General features: G+C 69.1%; 14 protein-coding genes. 9 read left to right on the forward strand and 5 right to left on the reverse strand.

Translation table 11 applies throughout. The features are described 5' to 3' along the window. Window positions 1–17: 17 nt before the first annotated feature. The 3 genes from AVS7_RS00080 to AVS7_RS00090 form a co-directional block, all read right to left on the reverse strand. Window positions 18–2,381 (reverse strand): catecholate siderophore receptor Fiu, encoded by a 2,364-nt coding sequence (locus tag AVS7_RS00080; RefSeq protein ID WP_020226457.1) that lies wholly within the window; start codon window positions 2,379–2,381, stop codon window positions 18–20. A 250-nt stretch (window positions 2,382–2,631) separates the two neighbouring features. Further along, window positions 2,632–3,558, reverse strand: coding sequence for an MBL fold metallo-hydrolase (locus tag AVS7_RS00085; protein ID WP_020226458.1), 927 nt, complete (start codon window positions 3,556–3,558; stop codon window positions 2,632–2,634). 21 nt (window positions 3,559–3,579) lie between these two features. After that, window positions 3,580–5,259: an AMP-binding protein gene (locus AVS7_RS00090; RefSeq protein WP_020226459.1), complete on the reverse strand. Its 1,680-nt coding sequence runs from the start codon at window positions 5,257–5,259 to the stop codon at window positions 3,580–3,582. A 90-nt stretch (window positions 5,260–5,349) separates the two neighbouring features. Here AVS7_RS00090 and AVS7_RS00095 point away from each other — a divergent pair, with 90 nt between their 5' ends. After that, a complete protein-coding gene (locus AVS7_RS00095) occupies window positions 5,350–6,252 on the forward strand; it encodes a triacylglycerol lipase (protein WP_020226460.1) in 903 nt (300 codons plus the stop codon). 42 nt (window positions 6,253–6,294) lie between these two features. Here AVS7_RS00095 and phhA read toward each other — a convergent pair whose 3' ends face one another. Together phhA and hppD are read right to left on the reverse strand one after the other, a co-directional pair. After that, on the reverse strand, window positions 6,295–7,116 hold the full coding sequence (gene phhA / locus AVS7_RS00100) for a phenylalanine 4-monooxygenase (protein WP_020226461.1): 822 nt from the start codon (window positions 7,114–7,116) through the stop codon (window positions 6,295–6,297). Window position 7,117: 1 nt separating this feature from the next. Then, entirely contained in the window at window positions 7,118–8,236 is a 1,119-nt protein-coding gene (gene hppD / locus AVS7_RS00105) for a 4-hydroxyphenylpyruvate dioxygenase (protein ID WP_020226462.1), read from the reverse strand. Between the two features lie 193 nt (window positions 8,237–8,429). On the opposite strand from hppD, the gene AVS7_RS00110 reads away from it, so the two are divergent. From AVS7_RS00110 to glyS, 8 genes are all read left to right on the forward strand, one after another. Beyond that, window positions 8,430–8,915 carry an Lrp/AsnC family transcriptional regulator gene (locus AVS7_RS00110; protein ID WP_020226463.1) on the forward strand — a complete coding sequence of 162 codons (486 nt, stop codon included), beginning with the start codon at window positions 8,430–8,432 and terminating at the stop codon, window positions 8,913–8,915. Between the two features lie 187 nt (window positions 8,916–9,102). Beyond that, window positions 9,103–9,735, forward strand: coding sequence for a GNAT family N-acetyltransferase (locus tag AVS7_RS00115; protein ID WP_024000684.1), 633 nt, complete (start codon window positions 9,103–9,105; stop codon window positions 9,733–9,735). A 79-nt stretch (window positions 9,736–9,814) separates the two neighbouring features. After that, window positions 9,815–10,696: an HlyC/CorC family transporter gene (locus AVS7_RS00120; protein WP_020226465.1), complete on the forward strand. Its 882-nt coding sequence runs from the start codon at window positions 9,815–9,817 to the stop codon at window positions 10,694–10,696. Further along, window positions 10,696–12,222: an apolipoprotein N-acyltransferase gene (lnt, locus tag AVS7_RS00125; RefSeq protein WP_020226466.1), complete on the forward strand. Its 1,527-nt coding sequence runs from the start codon at window positions 10,696–10,698 to the stop codon at window positions 12,220–12,222. The genes AVS7_RS00120 and lnt overlap by 1 nt, the downstream gene beginning before the upstream one ends. Window positions 12,223–12,334: 112 nt before the next feature. Then, entirely contained in the window at window positions 12,335–12,850 is a 516-nt protein-coding gene (fabA, locus tag AVS7_RS00130; RefSeq protein ID WP_020226467.1) for a bifunctional 3-hydroxydecanoyl-ACP dehydratase/trans-2-decenoyl-ACP isomerase, read from the forward strand. Further along, window positions 12,847–14,070 (forward strand): beta-ketoacyl-ACP synthase I, encoded by a 1,224-nt coding sequence (gene fabB / locus AVS7_RS00135; protein WP_020226468.1) that lies wholly within the window; start codon window positions 12,847–12,849, stop codon window positions 14,068–14,070. Before fabA ends, fabB begins: the two co-directional genes overlap by 4 nt. Before the next feature lie 97 nt (window positions 14,071–14,167). Then, on the forward strand, window positions 14,168–15,106 hold the full coding sequence (glyQ, locus tag AVS7_RS00140; RefSeq protein ID WP_020226469.1) for a glycine--tRNA ligase subunit alpha: 939 nt from the start codon (window positions 14,168–14,170) through the stop codon (window positions 15,104–15,106). A 4-nt stretch (window positions 15,107–15,110) separates the two neighbouring features. Continuing rightward, on the forward strand, window positions 15,111–17,273 hold the full coding sequence (gene glyS, locus AVS7_RS00145) for a glycine--tRNA ligase subunit beta (protein WP_020226470.1): 2,163 nt from the start codon (window positions 15,111–15,113) through the stop codon (window positions 17,271–17,273). Window positions 17,274–17,355: the final 82 nt, after the last annotated feature.

The raw sequence follows: 17,355 nt of genomic DNA on the forward strand, positions 1-17,355 counted from the left end.
CGGGCGCCCTTGGAAAGTCAGAAGCGGAAGTTCGCCGTCACGCGCGCCGAGCGCGGGATGCCGGGGAAGTAGCGGTAGCCGCTCTTGTTGATGGCCGCCACGTATTCCTTGTCGAACAGGTTGTAGACGTTGAGCTGGATGTCCACGTTCTTGTTCACCTGGTAGGAGGCCATGGCGTCGAACACCCAGAACGACTCGGTGAAGTTGGGCGTGCCCACGGCGCCGTCGGTGCCGCGCTTGAGGCCGCCCGAGTAGCGCGCGCCGCCGCCCACCGTCAGGCCGAAGGGCAGGCGGTAGGTGCTCCACAGCGAGAAGGCGTCCTTGGGTGTGTAGGTGAGCTGGTCGGAGCCGTCCGCCGCCAGGTTGGCGCCGTGCGCGATCTTGGTCTTCTGCACCGTGTAGCCGGCGCTCACGCCCCAGTCGGCCGTGATCTGGCCGGCGGCGGACAGCTCGAAGCCCTGCACGCGCTTCTTGCCGGTCTGGTCCACGGAGCCGTCGGAGGTGGAGACGATCTCGTTGTTGACCTCCGTGCGGAACACCGCGCCGGCCAGCAGCAGGCGCTTGTCGAACAGTTCCCACTTGGTGCCGATCTCGGCCGTCTTGGCCTTTTGCGGATCCACGTTGGGGCTGTTGGCGTTGTTGGCGGTGGCCGACAGCGTGAAGTTGCTGCCGCCCGGCGGCTGCTGCGACAGCGCGTAGTTCACGTAGACGCTGCCGTTGGGCGCGGGCTTGTAGAGCAGGCCGGCCTTCCAGCTCAGGATGGTGTCCGACGTCTTCAGGCCGTTGGAGGTCGTGGGCACCACCGTGCCTGCGGGGTTGGTGCCGCAGGGCTGCGTTGCCGAGGTGGCCGCGCAGACGGCCGTCTGGTAGTACTTGGTCTTGTAGTGGTCCCAGCGCAGGCCCAGGTTGGCCTGCCATTGCTCGTTGAACTTGAGCGTGTCGAAGGCGTAGAGCGCGAAGGTGTTGGTCGTGCCCTGGCTGTCGGCGCCGTTGCGCAGGTAGGCGGGCAGGGTGACGCTGGAGTCCGGGTCGTACACGCTCACGCGGCCCGGCACGGTGCCGGTGGTGGCCAGGCCGTAGTTGTTCTGCTCCTCGCGCGTGAACTCCACGCCGGTGCTCAGGTCGTGCCGCACGGAGCCCGTGGCGAAGCGGGTGCTCAGGTTGGTCTGGTTGGTCAGGATGCGGTTGACCTGGTCCTTCACGTTGATCAGGCGCGACATGGTCCAGGTGGACGGGTCGGCGGGATTGGGCGTGAGCAGCGAGCCGTCCGACCAGACGCCGGTCGTGGCGTTCTGGGAGCGGCCCGCGGCCATGAACGCCGACAGCAGGTAGTCCTGCTTGGTCTGGCCCCAGCGCGTGACGTTGCGCAGCGTGGTCGTGGGCGACAGGTCGCGCTCCAGGCGCAGCGTGGCCATGTCGGCCGTCACGTCGTCGTGGTCGGAGGCCGTGCCGTAGAAGTTGCGGCTGTTCACGCGCGCCGCGCTGTTCAGGAAGTTGCGGCGCAGCGGGTCGTTGGCGCGGTCGGGTGTGCTGTAGCCCGGCATGCCCATGGTCAGCACGCCGCCGTCGGGCACGTTGCTCTGCTTGACGTGCAGCAGGTTCACGAACACGCGGGTGTCCGTGTTCAGGCCGAAGGCGAACGAGGGCGCGATGCCCCAGCGGTCGTTCTCGATCTCGCGGCGGCCCGCCACGCCCGCGTCCTGCAGCACGGCGTTGAGGCGCAAGGCCGTGCCCTTCTCGTGGTCGAGCCCCTTGTTCCAGTCCACGGTGGAGCGCTTGTAGCTGCCGCTGCCCACGCTGATGGAGGTGCCGAAGCTGTCCACCAGCGACGGCTGCTTGGTCACCATGTTGATCGTGCCCGTGGGCGCGCTGCGGCCGTAGTCGGTGCTGGCCGGGCCCTTGGTCACCTCGACCTGCTCGGTGTTGAACACGTCGCGCGAGATGGAGCCCAGGTCGCGCACGCCGTCCACGAAGATGCTGTTCGACGTATCGAAGCCGCGCATGTAGATCGCGTCGCCCGTGCTGGTGTTGCCGTTCTCGCCCGCGTAGAACGTGCCCGCGCCGGGCACGTTGCGCAGCGCCTCGGTGAGGGTGGTGGCGCCCTGGTCCTGCAGCACCTGCTCCTTGATGACGGAGATGGTCTGCGTGGTGTCCACCAGCGGCTGGGTGAATTTCGGCGATGCCGGCGCGGTGGGCGTGTAGCCCGCGTCGCGCGAGGACTCCACCTTGACTTCCTTCAAGGTGGGAGCAGCGGTGGAGGTCTGTGCCTGGGCGGGAACGCCCAGTGCCATGAGGGCGGCCGCGGCCGCCATGCCGGCGGCATGCGGCCTGGCGGCCGGGGAATGCTTGCGGCTCTTGATGTATGAGATTTTGTGCGCCATGAGAGGGGCCCGTCTGAGAGGGTGCGGATGTTGGCTTGCCGCTCGGACGGGGGGTGGCACGGGCCGCCTGCCTGGAGCCTCGACGGCTGGCTGAGGTCAAGCTGCAGGGCTCGCGGAATGCGTAATCCATCGACTTGATGATGTCAATGATAACTATTCTTGTTTACATATCTATATTCAGATGCATTGATCCGACGCAGATGTAGTGAAACGGCAACAATTCGCGCGCTCGCTGGCGCGCGGCGCAGGCTCAGGCGTTGAGCAGCCAGTCTTCCTCGCGGCGCGCGGCGCCCGAGCGCACGAGGTCCTGCTCCAGCCGTTCCAGCCACGCCTCCAGCGGCTCGCTGCCGAAGTGGCGCGCATGCAGCATGCCGAAATAGGGCGTGGCCCGCACCCAGGCGTGCAGGTCGGCGATGCCGATGCGCTGCCATTCGAGCAGCTTGTACTTGAGCAGCACCTTGGCCGCATAGAGCGCATGCCGCTCGGGTGCGCGCACGAAGCCGTCCAGGCGGCGGCGCGCCGTGTCCAGCGCCTGCGGCACGTCGGCGAACACGCTGCCGTGGCCCGGGATGACGGTGCGCGGCGCGAGCGACGCGATGAGGTCCAGCGTGGCGTCCACCTCGGCGAAGGCGTGCTCCCCTTCGAGTTCGGGGAAGACCACGCCGAAGCCGTTCTGCCACAGCGCGTCGGCCGAGAGCAGGAGGGCATCCTGCGGCTCGAACAGCACGACGGAATGCGGGTCGTGCCCCGGCGCCGCGTGCACCTGCCAGTCGCGCGTGCCCAGGCGCAGGGTGCCGCCGGGCTGCAGCACGCCGTCCATGCGAAAGCGCGGGCATTCCTGGCCGGTGGGGGTGTAGCTCAGCGCGTAGGGGTCCCAGTCGCGCACCTGCCGGGCCTGGCCCGGCGGGATGAGCGTGCGCACGCCCGGCCAGCGCGCCTGCAGCGCGGCGTTGCCGCCGCAGTGGTCGCTGTGCAGGTGGGTGTTGACCAGCAGGTCGAGCGCCTGCCCACCCAGGGCGCCCTCCACCAGCGCCACCGTCTGCGCGGCATGGGTGCAGTAGCCGCTGTCCACCAGCGCGGCATGCCCCCCGCCCACGATGAGCACGTTGTTGGCCGAGAGCCAGCCGCGTTCGAATACGGTGATTTCGGGGGGTAGCGCAGGTGGGGTAAGCGTCATCAGCTATGAAAATGGAAGCGGTCAGCCGCGCAGCTCGCGGCGCAGGATCTTGCCCACGTTGGTCTTGGGCAGTTCGTCGCGGAATTCGATGTATTTTGGCCGCTTGTAGCCCGTGAAGTGCTCGTTGCAGTAGCGCACCACGTCGTCCTCGGTGAGCGAGGGGTCGCTGCGCACCACGAAGACTTTGATGGCCTCGCCCTGCTTGTCGTCGGCCACGCCCACGGCCGCGCACTCCAGCACGCCGGGGCACTGCGCCAGCACCTGCTCCAGCTCGTTGGGGAACACGTTGAAGCCGCTCACCAGGATCATGTCCTTCTTGCGGTCGATGATGCGGATGTAGCCGCCCTCGTCCATCACGCCCACGTCGCCGGTGCGCATGAAGCCGTCGGGCGTGAAGGCCTTGGCATTCTCCTCGGGCTGGTTGTAGTAGCCGGGCATGACGTTCGGGCCCTTGATGCAGATCTCGCCCGGCGCGCCCAGGGGCAGGCTGGCGCCCTCGTTGTCCTTGATGGCGATGTCGATGCCCGGCAGCGGCAGGCCGATGGCGCCGGTGAACGCGGTGTTGCTGACCGGGTTGTTGGTGCCGATGGCGCAGGTCTCGCTCATGCCCCAGCCCTCGATCATGGTGCTGCCCGTCACGTGCTGCCACTGCTGGGCCGTGGCCTCCGAGGCGGCCATGCCGCCGGCCTGCGACACGCACAGGTGGGAGAAGTCGAGCCGGCGGAACTGCGCGTTCTGCAGCAGCGCGTTGAACAGCGTGTTCACCGCGGGCAGCAGGTGGAAGGGGCGCTTCTTGAGCACCTCGACGAACTTGGGGATGTCGCGCGGGTTGGGGATCAGCGTCAGGTGCGAGCCCTGGCGGATGGCCAGCAGGCACAGCGTGAGCGCGAAGATGTGGTAGAGCGGCAGCGCCGCGATGCTGTTGGCGCGGCTCAGGTCGCCCATCTTGGAAAGCGCCGGGGTGAACCACGCCTCGGCCTGCAGCGTGGCGGCGATGATGTTGCGCTGCGTGAGCACCGCGCCCTTGGACAGGCCCGTGGTGCCGCCCGTGTACTGCAGGAAGGCCGGCGTGTCCGGCGCGACGCGCGCGGGGTTGAGCGTGCGCCGCTCGCCCAGGGCCAGCGCGCGCTTGAACGGCAGCACCTGCCGCCCCGCGGTCAGGGGCAGCTCGTAGGCAGGCACCATCTTGGCCAGGTGGCGCACGGCGAAGGTGATCCAGCGGCCGTACCAGGGCCCCAGCAGGTCGCCCATGGAGGCGATCACCACGTGCTGCACGGCGGTGTGGTCGATCACCTCGGCCAGCGTGTGGGCGAAGTTCTCCAGGATCACGATGGCCGACGCGCCCGAGTCCTTGAGCTGGTGCTCCAGTTCGCGCGCGGTGTAGAGCGGGTTCACGTTCACGCAGGTGTACCCTGCGCGCAGCACGGCGGCCATGGTCACGGCGAACTGCGGCACGTTCGGTAGCATGATGGCCACGCGCGCGCCGGGCGCCAGGCCCGTGCCCTGCAGCCAGGCGCCCAGCTGGGCGGAGAGGCGGTCCAGGTCGCGGTAGCGCATCCAGCGGTCCATGCACACCGAGAACGGGTTGTCCGCATGGCGGCGGAAGGACTCCTCCAGCAGTTGCGCCACCGACGCGTATTGGTCGGCATCGACGTCGTGCGGCACGCCGGGGGGGTAGTTCTTGAGCCAGATTCTGTCCATGCGGGAGTCCTTCGCTGAAAGTCCGCCGCGATTGTGGGAGCGCCCGGGGGCCGGGCAGTACCGGGAAAACCAACACGTGAAGACACCAACATGACAAACGCACGCTGGCAACGCTGGCTGGTCGGGGTCCATCTGCTGCTGATCGCCGGCTGGATGGCCTGGTTCTGGAGCCGCTCGCCCGCGCTGGCGCTGGCGGGCGTGGCGGCGGTGCCGCTGATGTTCCGGCTGGGCATGGTGCCGCAGTTCCTGCTCATGGCCTGGGCCAGCCGCGGCGACCCCGCCCCGCGCCCCGGCCCCGCGCAGCTGCTGCGCGCGTGGTGGGCCGAATCGCGCTGGGCCGGCCTGGTGTTCGGCTGGTGGCAGCCGTTTCGCCACCAGGCCGTGGCCGACTGGCTGCCCGCCCCGCCCACGGGGCGGCGCGGCGTGGTGCTGGTGCACGGCTTCCTGTGCAACCGGGGGTTCTGGACACCGTGGCTGCCGCTGCTGCGCGCGCGCGGCCACGCCTTCGTGGCGGTGACGCTGGAGCCGGCGTTCGGCTCCATCGACGCCTATGCGCCCGCCATCGACGCGGCCGTGCGCCGCGTGGCCGAGGCCACGGGCCGCGCGCCCGTGGTGGTGGGCCACAGCATGGGTGGGCTGGCCGCGCGCGCCTGGCTGCGCGCGGTGCCGGATGCGGCCGCGCGCGTGCACCGCGTGGTTACGCTGGGCACGCCGCACCACGGCACCTGGGCGGCCGGCGGCGCGCGCAGCGTCAACGGGCGGCAGATGCGGCTGCACGGCCCCTGGGTGCAGGCGCTGCGCGCGCAGGAGCCGGCGGAGGTGGCCGCGCGCTGCGTGTGCTGGTATTCGAACTGCGACAACGTGGTCTACCCCCCCTCCGCCGCCATGCTGGCGGGGGCGGACAACCGCTTCATCGCCGGCGCGGCCCATGTGGAGATGGCCTTCCGGCCCGAGGTGGTGCGGGACTGCCTGGAGTTGCTATTGGGAGAATAGCTGCTTGCGCTTGGCTGTTAGGCGCTGGAGGCCGATTTGGCTTCAATCCCCGGGCGCGAACTCCGGCAGCCCGCGCAGTTGCGCGTAGAGCGGCGCGAAGTCCTGGTCCGTCAGCTGGAAGAGCTGCTCGAAGCTGTCGATGAGAAAGTAAGTCTGCTGGTAGCTGTCGATCTTGTAGCGCGTGCGCATGGCGCGCTCCAGCGCCAAGGGCAGGCGCCGCGGCGCGGGGCTGTGCACGGCGTAGGGCAGCTCGCCGCTGGAGCTGAGGATGCCCGCGCCATAGGCGCGCAGCCCCCCGGCCTCGCGGATCAGGCCGAACTCGATCGTGTACCAGTACAGGCGCGAGAGCATCTCGCACGCGCCCAGCCGCGCGGCCTTCAGGCCGCCCTCGCCGTAGCGCTGCACGTAGTCGGCGAACACCGGGTTGAACAGCAGCGGCACGTGGCCGAAGAGGTCGTGGAACACGTCGGGCTCGACGATGTAGTCGAACTCCGCCGGCGTGCGGATCCAGTCCGTCACCGGGAACTTGCGGTTCGCCAGCAGTGTGAAGAACGGCACTTCCGGGATCAGCCCCGGCACGGCCACGAGCTGCCAGCGCGTGGCGCGGTACAGGCGCTCGTTGACGTCGTCGAAGCGCGGAATGCGCTCCTTGGCCCCGAGCAGCGGCAGGGCGGCGATGAAGGCCTCGCTGGCCAGCCCCGGCAGCAGGGTCGACTGGCGCTGGTAGAGCCGGTGGTAGGTGTCGTGGTCGGCCTCGGTGTAGGCCGCGAAGTTCTGGGCGCAGGTGTAGTCGTCCTGCGCGCGGCCGTAGTCGCCGCGCGGAGGCCGGTCGCTCGCGCCGTAGACAACGGGACGGGCGGTCATGTCAGGCCTTCGTTTCCAGCGCGCCGCGGCGGATCTGGTCGCGTTCCAGCGACTCGAAGAGGGCCTTGAAGTTGCCCTCGCCGAAGCCGTCGCGGTAGTCGCCCCGGCGCTCGATGAACTCGAAGAACACCGGGCCGAGCATCGGCGTGGAGAAGATCTGCAGCAGCAGGCGCGGCGTGCCGCCCTCGGTGGTGCCGTCCAGCAGGATGCCGCGCGCCTGCAGGTCGGGCACGTGCTGGCCGTGGCCGGGCAGCCGGGTTTCCAGCATCTCGTAGTAGATGTCGTTGGGCGCGGTGGCCAGCGGCACGCCGGCCAGGCCCAGGCGGTCCACCACGTCGGTCAGCCTGTCGCAGATCAGCGCGATGTGCTGGATGCCCTCGCCGTTGAACTGCATGAGGAATTCCTCGATCTGTCCGCCGCCCTGGCGCGCCTCCTCGTTGAGCGGGATGCGGATCTTGCCGTCGGGCGCCGTCATCGCCTTGCTGGTCAGGCCCGTGTACTCGCCCTGGATGTCGAAGTAGCGGATCTCGCGGAAGTTGAACAGCTTTTCGTAGAAGTTCGCCCAGAAGCCCATGCGCCCGCGGTAGACGTTGTGCGTGAGGTGGTCGATCTCGTTCAGACCATGGCCCGCGGGGCGCTGGTCCACGCCCTCCACCCATTCGAAGTCGATGTCGTAGATGGACTTGCCATCCTCGAAGCGGTCGATCAGGTAGAGCGGCGCGCCGCCGATGCCCTTGATGGCCGGCAGGCGCAGCTCCATCGGGCCGGTGGGAATCTCGATGGGCTGCGCGCCCAGCTCCAGCGCGCGCTGGTAGGCCTTGTGCGCATCCTTCACGCGAAAGGCCAGCCCGCAGGCCGAAGGGCCGTGCTCCGCGCCGAAATAGGCCGCCAGGCTGTGCGGCTCGCGGTTCAGGATGAAGTTGATCTGGTTCTGGCGGTACAGCAGCACGTCCTTGGAACGGTGCTTGGCCACCAGGGTGAAGCCGAGCTTCTCGAACACCGGCTCCAGCACGCCGGGCGTGGGCGAGGTGAACTCGACGAACTCGAAGCCCATGAGGCCCATGGGGTTCTCCCAGGCGCTGGTATCGCGGGTGGCTTGCGTGGGCAGGGCGGCGGTCATGGGGCGTCTCCGTGGGGTGTTGTGGTCGATCGGCCCACTGTAGGCCGCAGGCCCTTCACGTTTTGGGCGAAAACATCCCGGTTGCACCACGGAAATGCAGGAATATTGCGCATCGTCAATGCAGCGTGCAGCCCTGTGGCGTTAGGGAAGGTTCGGGTGCGGCGCGGCGGGCGCCTGCCTAGAATCCGCCGCCATGAGCGAACGCACCCCCGCCATTGACAAGCTGGACCGCGCCATCCTGCGCCGCCTGCAGGACAACGGCCGCGAGACCTACGACGTGATCGGCGAGCAGGTCGGCCTGTCGCCCAGCGCCGTGCTGCGACGGACCAAGCGGCTGGAGGAATGCGGCGTCATCGACCGCTACGTGGCCCTGGTGCGCCCCGAGGCCGTGGGCCTGGGCCTGACGGCCTACCTGAACGTGCGCCTGGAAAAGCACACCGAGAGCCACAAGCGCAACCCCATGGACCTGTTCCGCGCCAGCGTGCAGACCTGGCCCGAGGTGGTGGAGTGCGCCGCCCTCACCGGCGAGATGGACTACCTGCTGCGCGTGGTGGTGGCCGACATGGCGCACTACAGCCGCTTCATCATGGATACGCTGCTCAAGCACCCGAGCGTGCAGGACTGCAAGACCAGCTTCGTGCTCGACCGCGTCAAGACGACGACGGCCGTACCCGTGTGAGGGTTGTCGAAAATGATAGCTGCCAGCGCTTGTCCATCAAGCGCTGGAGGCCAATTGGGCTTGGAATGGAGGGAATGATGTTGCAATGCAGCAAAAATCTAGGGAAAACCCTAGAATCACGCCCATCATGCTTTCCTCCTGGCTTCGTGCGCGCCGCAGCGGCGCGCGTACACACCGAGCATCTGCCATGAACACTGTGATGGTGCCCATCCGTTCGCTGGGCCCGCAGCACCGCGAGCGCATCGCGGCGCACCTGATGCGCCTAGAGCCGCGCGACCGCTACCTGCGCTTCGGCTACTCCGCGACCGACGAGCAGGTGCGCCGCTACGTGCAGCTGCTCGACTTCGGGCGCGACGAGGTGTTCGGCATCTTCAACCGGCGCCTGGAGCTGATCGCCATGGCCCACGTGGCGTTCAGTACGGAGGAAGCGCACCGCGGCTGCGCCGAGTTCGGCGTCTCGGTGTCCGGCAGCGCGCGTGGCCGGGGCTACGGTGCGCGGCTGTTCGAGCGCGCCGTGGTGCTGGCGCGCAACCGGGGCGTGAGCATGATGTTCATCCACGCGCTGTCCGAGAACACGGCCATGCTCAAGATCGCGCGCAACGCGGGCGCCACCGTGCGCCAGGACGGCTCGGAGTCCGAGGCCTACCTGCAGCTGCCGCCCGCCGGCCTGGACACGCGCATGTCCGAGATCATGGCCGAGCACTTCGGCGAGGTGGACTACCAGCTCAAGAAGCAGGCGCGGCAGTTCTGGCACTTCCTGTCGCACGTGCAGGAAATCCGCCAGGGCGTGCGCGACGGCCGCCACCAGGCGGCCGAATAGAAAGCGCGCCGGGGCCGCGCCCGGCGATCCGCTATCCTAGGGGCCTGTTCCACCACCGCACGTCCTGCACTCCGCGACCGTGTCCGACCCGCACCCTGCGCGCGCCTCCGACAAGGAGGACAAGCGCACGTTCCTGCAGCGCCTCGTCGAATTCATCCACCCCGGGCCCGATTCGACCGACGAGCTGATCGCCACCCTGGCCGAGGCCGAAGACAACGAAGTCATCAACGCCGATGCGCGCGTGATGCTGGAGCGCGTGCTGCGCATGGCCGAGATGACGGCCGCCGACGTGCTGGTGCCCACGCACCGCATGGACCTGCTGGACATCGACGCGCCGCTGGAGGTGCTGATGCACCAGGTCATCCAGACCGCGCACTCGCGCTTCCCCGTCTACCAGGGCGAGCGCGACAACATCGTCGGCATCCTGCTCGCCAAGGACCTGCTCAAGCTGCAGCGCGCGCCGGGGCTGAACGTGCGCACGCTGGTGCGCCCCGCGCTGTTCGTGCCCGAGAGCAAGGGCCTCAACGACCTGGGCCGCGAGTTCCGCAGCACGCGCAGCCACATGGCCATCGTCATCGACGAGTTCGGCCGCATCGCCGGGCTGGTCACCTTCGAGGACGTGATCGAGCAGATCGTCGGCGAGATCGAGGACGAGTTCGACATCCCCGAGGACGAAGGCGACATCTTCGGCCTGGCCGACCGCACCTACCGCGTGAGCGGCGACACGCCCATCGAGCGCGTGGCCGAGGCGTTCGACACGCCCCTGCACGGCAGCGACCCCGACGAGACTTTCGACACCATCGGCGGCCTGATCGCGCACGAGCTCGGCCGCGTGCCGCGCAAGGGCGAGATCGTGGTGCTCGGCGGCCTGCAGTTCGTGGCGCTGCACACCAAGGGCGGCGCGGTGCGCTGGTTCAAGGTGTCGCCCGCGCCGGCCGCGGACGCCGCCGCCGAGGACTGATGCGCGCCGCCCTGCCATGGCTGCTGGCCCTGCTGGCGGGGCTGGCGCAGGCCGCCTCGCTGGCCTTGCCCGGCAGCGGCCAGCCGCTGTGGTGGCTGCAGATCCTGTCGCTGGCGGTGTTCGCCCGCGTGCTGCTGGGCGCGGGCTGCGTGCGGCGCGCCGGGCTGCTGGGCTGGCTGTTCGCCACCGCCTGGCTCGCGGGCACCTTCTGGTGGCTGTTCATCTCCATGCACACCTATGGCGGTCTGGCCGCGCCGCTGGCCGTGCTGGCCGTGCTGGGGCTGGCAGCTTTCCTGGGCAGCTACTACGCGCTGGCCTGCGCCTGTTTTCGGGCCCTGAGGCTTGCTGGGAAAGCGCAGACAGCTATGGTTTTCGCAGCACTGTGGTTGCTGGCGGAGCTGGCGCGCGGCGTACTGTGGACGGGCTTCCCCTGGGGCGCGGGCGGCTACGCCCACGTGGACGGCCCGCTGGCCGTGCTGGCGCGCGCCGTGGGCGTGTACGGCGTGGGCTGCGTGGCGGCGGCCCTGGCCATGGCGCTGGCGGCGCTGCGCCCGGCGGACGTGCGCCGCCCGCGCGCGTGGGCGGTGGTGGCGGTGCTCGCGCTGGCCTGGGCGGGACTGGCCGCGCAGCGGCACGGCGCGCTGGAGGGAGGCGAGACGCAGCCCCTGTCCCTGGCGTTGCTGCAGGGCAACATCCCGCAGGACGAGAAGTTCCAGCCCGGCAGCGGCGTGCCGCTGGCGCTGCACTGGTACGCCGAGCAGCTGCGCACGGCCGACGCCGCGCTGGTCGTGGCGCCGGAAACCGCCATTCCCCTGCTGCCCCAGCAGCTCGACCCCGGCTACCTGCCCGGCATCACCCAGCGCTATGCCGCGGGCGGGCAGGCGCTGCTGCTGGGCATCCCGCTGGGCGACATGGAGCGGGGCTACACCAACTCCGTGCTCGGCTACGCGCTGGGGCAGCCGCAGCCCTACCAGTACGACAAGCACCACCTGGTGCCGTTCGGCGAATTCATCCCGCCGTTCTTCCGCTGGTTCACGCGGATGATGAACATCCCGCTGGGCGACTTCCACCGCGGCGCCCTGCGCCAGCCCCCGCTGGCCTGGCAGGGCCAGCGCATCGCGCCGAATATTTGTTACGAAGATCTGTTCGGAGAGGAGATCGGCGCAGGCTTCGCCGACGCGGCCGGCGCGCCCACGCTGCTGGTGAACCTGAGCAACATCGGCTGGTTCGGCGACAGCGTGGCCGTCGACCAGCACCTGGCCATCAGCCGCATGCGCGCGCTGGAGTTCGAGCGCCCCATGGTGCGCGCCACCAACACCGGCGCCACCGCCGTCATCGACCACCGCGGCCAGGTCACGCACCGCCTGGCGGCGCACACGCGCGGCGTGCTGCACGCCGAGGTGCAGGGGCGGGGCGGCCCGGTCACGCCCTATGCGTGGTGGGTGGCGCGCTGGGGGCTGGCGCCCTTGTGGGCGCTGGGGCTGGCCGTGCCAGCGGGGGCGTGGCTGCGCCGCCGCAGGGTTTGATGGCGGTCAACGAGCAAAGGGCTTTCCCTTGGCCCCGCAGCGCGGTCGGCGCGCCGCGACACTGGATAATGGGCGCTTTCCTGCGCAAACCCTCTCAGAAATCAATTCCACAATGGCTGAATCCTTCTCGTACGACCAACTGATCGCCTCGGGCGAAGGCCGGTTGTTCACTCCCGACAGCGGGCGCCTGCCCCTGCCGCCCATGCTGATGTTCGACCGCATCACCCACATCGACAGCGACGGCGGCGCGCATGGGCTCGGGAGGATCGAGGCCGAGCTGGACGTGCGGCCCGACCTGTGGTTCTTCGCCTGCCACTTCCAGGGCGACCCGGTCATGCCCGGCTGCCTGGGCCTGGACGCCATGTGGCAGCTCATCGGCTTCTACCTCACCTGGCTGCGCCTGCCCGGCCGGGGCCGCGCCCTGGGCGCGGGCGAGGTCAAGTTCACCGGCGAGGTGGGCCCCGACGTGAAGCTGGTGCGCTACGAGATCGACATCAAGCGCGTCATCAAGCGCAAGCTCAACATGGCCATCGGCGACGCGCGCCTGCTCGCCGACGGCAAGGAAATCTACGTGGCCAACGACCTGCGCGTGGGCCTGTTCCTGCGCGAAGGAGAAACTGCGGCATGACCAGGAAGCGGGTGGTGATCACGGGCGCGGGCATCGTCTCGTGCATCGGCAACGATCTGGCGACGGTGGAAGCCTCGCTGCGCGAGGGCAGGAGCGGCATCCAGGCCGTGCCGAAGTTCACGGAGCTGGGCCTGCGCAGCCAGGTGGCCGGCGTGCCGCAGATCGACCTGGAGGCTCGCATCGACCGCAAGCAGCTGCGCTTCATGGGCGACGCGGCGGCCTACGCGCAGATCGCGCTCGAAGACGCCATCAAGCAAGCGGGCCTCACGCCCGAACAGGTGAGCCACCCGCGCACCGGCCTCATCATGGGCTCGGGCGGCGGCTCGCCCGCCAACCAGATCGAGGCGGCCGACACGCTGCGCGAGAAGGGCATCCGCCGTGTGGGGCCGTACCAGGTCACGCGCTGCATGAGCAGCACCGTCTCGGCGTGCCTGGCGACCAACTTCAAGGTCAAGGGCATCAACTACTCCATCACCTCGGCCTGCTCCACCTCGGCCCACTGCATCGGCGCGGCCGCGCAGCAGATCGCGTGGGGCATGCAGGACGTGATGTTCGCAGGCGGCGGCGAGGAGCTGTCGTGGGGCATGTCGCTGCTGTTCGACGGCATGGGCGCCATGTCCAGCAAGTACAACGACACGCCCGAGAAGGCCTCGCGCGCCTATGACGCCAACCGCGACGGCTTCGTCATCGCCGGCGGCGGCGGCGCCGTGGTGCTGGAAAGCCTGGAGCATGCGCAAGCGCGCGGCGCCACCATCCTGGCCGAGGTCGTGGGCTTCGGCGCCACGAGCGACGGCGAGGACATGGTCGCCCCCTCCGGCGACGGCGCCATCGCCTGCATGCAGCAGGCCCTCGAAGGCATCGAGGGCGGCGTGGACTACATCAACACCCACGGCACCTCCACCCCCGTGGGCGACATGCAGGAAGTGCGCGCGATGAAGGCGCTGTTCGGCGACGCCGTGCCGCCGTTTTCCAGCACCAAGTCGCTCACCGGCCACTCGCTGGGCGCCACGGGCGTGCAGGAGGCGATCTACTGCCTCATCATGCTGCGGCAAGGCTTCATCGCCGGCTCGGTGAACGTGGAAACGCCCGACCCGCTGCTGGGCGACATGCCGCTGGTCACGCAAACACGCGACGCGCAATTGAACACCGTGCTGTCCAACAGCTTCGGCTTCGGCGGTACCAACGCCAGCCTGGTGCTGCGGCGCTGGCAAGGCGTTTGAGCCAAGCGATCGCGTCGAACGGGGGCCTTGGCCCCCGTTTTCGCTTGCCAGCCTAAAATTACCGGTTCGCCGCGCGCGTGCCTTTTCTCCAGCCGTCATGCTCACTTTCCAACAAATCATCCTCCAACTGCAGACCTACTGGGCCAACCAGGGCTGCGCGCTTTTGCAACCCTATGACATGGAAGTGGGCGCAGGCACGTCGCACACCGCCACGTTCCTGCGCGCGCTCGGCCCCGAGCCCTGGAAGGCCGCCTACGTGCAGCCCAGCCGCCGCCCCAAGGACGGCCGCTACGGCGACAACCCCAACCGCCTGCAGCACTACTACCAGTACCAGGTGGTCCTGAAGCCCGCGCCGGACAACATCCTGGAGCTGTACCTGGGCTCGCTCGAAGCGCTCGGGTTCGACCTGAAGAAGAACGACATCCGCTTCGTCGAGGACGATTGGGAGAACCCCACGCTCGGCGCCTGGGGCCTGGGCTGGGAAGTCTGGCTCAACGGCATGGAGGTGACGCAGTTCACCTACTTCCAGCAAGTCGGCGGTATCGACTGCAAGCCCGCCACGGGCGAGATCACCTACGGCCTGGAGCGCCTGGCCATGTACCTGCAGGGCGTGGACAACGTCTACAACCTGACCTGGACGGATGGCCTCACCTACGGCGACGTGTACCACCAGAACGAGGTGGAGCAATCCACCTACAACTTCGAGCATTCCGACGCCGACTTCCTCTTCACCGCCTTCAACGCGCATGAGAAACAGGCCCAGCACCTGATGGCCGAGCAGTTGGCGCTGCCTGGCTACGAGCAGGTGCTCAAGGCCGCGCACACCTTCAACCTGCTGGATGCGCGCGGCGCGATCAGCGTGACCGAGCGCGCGGCCTACATCGGCCGCATCCGCAACCTGGCGCGCGCCGTGGCCAAGGCCTACCTGGACAGCCGCGCGCGCCTGGGCTTCCCGATGGCGCCGCGCGCGCATGCCGACGAAGTGCTGGCCGAACTCGCCAAGGCCGACAGCAGCAACAAAAAGAAGGCCGCCTGACACCATGACCCATCCGAATCTTCTCGTCGAACTGTTTGTCGAAGAACTGCCCCCGAAGGCGCTGCAGAAGCTGGGCGACGCCTTCGGCGCCGTGCTGCTGGAGCAGCTCCAGGCCCAGGGCCTGGCGGGCGCACATTCGCAGCTGACGGCCTATGCCTCGCCGCGCCGCCTGGCCGCGCACATCACCGAAGTGGCGCCGCAGGCGGCCGACAAGGCCGTGTCGCAAAAGCTGATGCCTGTGGCCGTGGGGCTGGATGCCGGCGGCCAGCCCACGCCCGCGCTGCTCAAGAAGCTTGCGGCGCTGGGCGTGGATGCCTCTGCCGTGCCTGCCTTGAAGCGTGTGAACGACGGCAAGGCCGAGGTGCTGTTCTTCGAGAGCACCGCCAAGGGCGCACTGCTGGCCGACGGCCTGCAGGCCGCCCTGCACGAGGCGCTGGCCAAGCTGCCGATTCCCAAGGTGATGCGCTACCAGCTGCAGGACGGCTGGACCAGCGTGAACTTCGTGCGCCCGGCGCACGGCCTGGTGGCGCTGCACGGCAGCGAGGTGCTGCTGTCGGTGCAGGCCCTGGGCCTGACGGCGGGCAGCGCCACGCACGGCCACCGCTTCGAGGCTGCCGTGGACCCCGTGGTGATCCGCAGCGCCGACAGCTACGCCGCCCAGATGCGCGAGGAGGGCGCCGTGATCGCCAGCTTCGCCGAGCGCCGCGCCGAGATCGCGCGCCAGCTCCAGGCTGCCGCTGAAAAGGTCGGCGGCGGCGTGCGTCCCATCGAGGACGCGGCCCTGCTCGATGAGGTGACGGCGCTGGTCGAGCGCCCCAACGTGCTCGTCTGCGAGTTCGAGCGCGAATTCCTCGCCGTGCCGCAGGAATGCCTGATCCTCACGATGAAGGCCAACCAGAAGTACTTCCCGCTGCTGGACGCGCAGGGCAAGCTCACGCACCGGTTCCTCGTGGTGAGCAACATCGCCCCGCAGGACGCGAGCGCGGTCGTCCAGGGCAACGAGCGCGTGGTGCGCCCACGCCTGGCAGACGCCAAGTTCTTCTTCGACCAGGACCGCAAGAAGACGCTGGCGAGCCGCGTCGAGCTGCTGGACAAGGTGGTCTACCACAACAAGCTCGGCACCCAGGGCGAGCGCGTGCAGCGCGTGCGGCAGATCGCCAAGGCCATCGCCGAGCCGCTCTACGCCGGGCTGGTCGCGCGCCACGACCTGCAGGGCACGCAGGACGCCGAGGTGGTGCTCGACTACCTCATGACCTGCGTGGACAACGCCGCGCTGCTGGCCAAGACCGACCTCGTGACCGACATGGTGGGCGAGTTCCCCGAGCTGCAGGGCATCATGGGCGGCTACTACGCCATCAACGACGGCCTGCCCGACGAAGTGGCTCACGCCATCGAGGACCACTACAAGCCCCGCTTCGCGGGCGATGCGCTCCCGCGCGAGAACGTGGGCACCATCGTCGCCTTGGCCGACAAGCTCGAAACCCTGGTGGGCATGTTCGGCATCGGCAACCTGCCCACGGGCGACCGCGACCCGTTCGCGCTGCGCCGCCATGCGCTGGGCGTGATCCGCATGCTCATCGAGAAGGACCTGCCGCTGGACCTGCAGCCGCTGCTGCAAAGCGCCGTGCCCGCCTTCGGCGACAAGATCGAGGACACCACGGCCCAGCTCGCCGACTTCTTCTACGACCGCCTCGCCGGCAGCCTGCGCGAGCAGGGCTACAGCGCCCAGGAGGTGGACTCCGTCATCGCCCTGCGCCCGCAGCGCCTGTCGCTGGTGCCGCGCCAGCTCGAAGCCGTGCGCGCCTTCGCCACGCTGGAGCAGGCCCCGGCCCTGGCTGCCGCCAATAAGCGCGTGACCAACATCCTCAAGAAGGCCGGCGAGGTGGACGCCCACGTGAACGAGGAGCTGCTGCGCGAGCAGGCCGAGAAGGACCTGTACGCCGCGCTGCAGCGCTTCGTGCCCGAGGCCAACGCCCAGTTCGAGCGCGGCGACTACACCGCCAGCCTGCAGACCCTGGCCGTGCTGCGCGCGCCGGTGGATGCGTTCTTCGACGACGTGATGGTCAACGCCGAGGACCTGCCCCTGCGCCTGAACCGCCAGGGCCTGCTCAAGACCCTGCACGTGGCGATGAACCGCGTCGCCGATCTCTCCCGCCTCGCGGTCTGACACATGCACAACCCCCTGAGCGGCTTCGCCGCTTCCCCCTTCTCTCACGCTTTGCGTGGGAAGGGGGACGCCGCCAGCGCGG

It is taken from the genome of Acidovorax sp. MR-S7, assembly GCF_000400995.2.
Taxonomy (GTDB): Bacteria; Pseudomonadota; Gammaproteobacteria; order Burkholderiales; family Burkholderiaceae_C; genus MR-S7.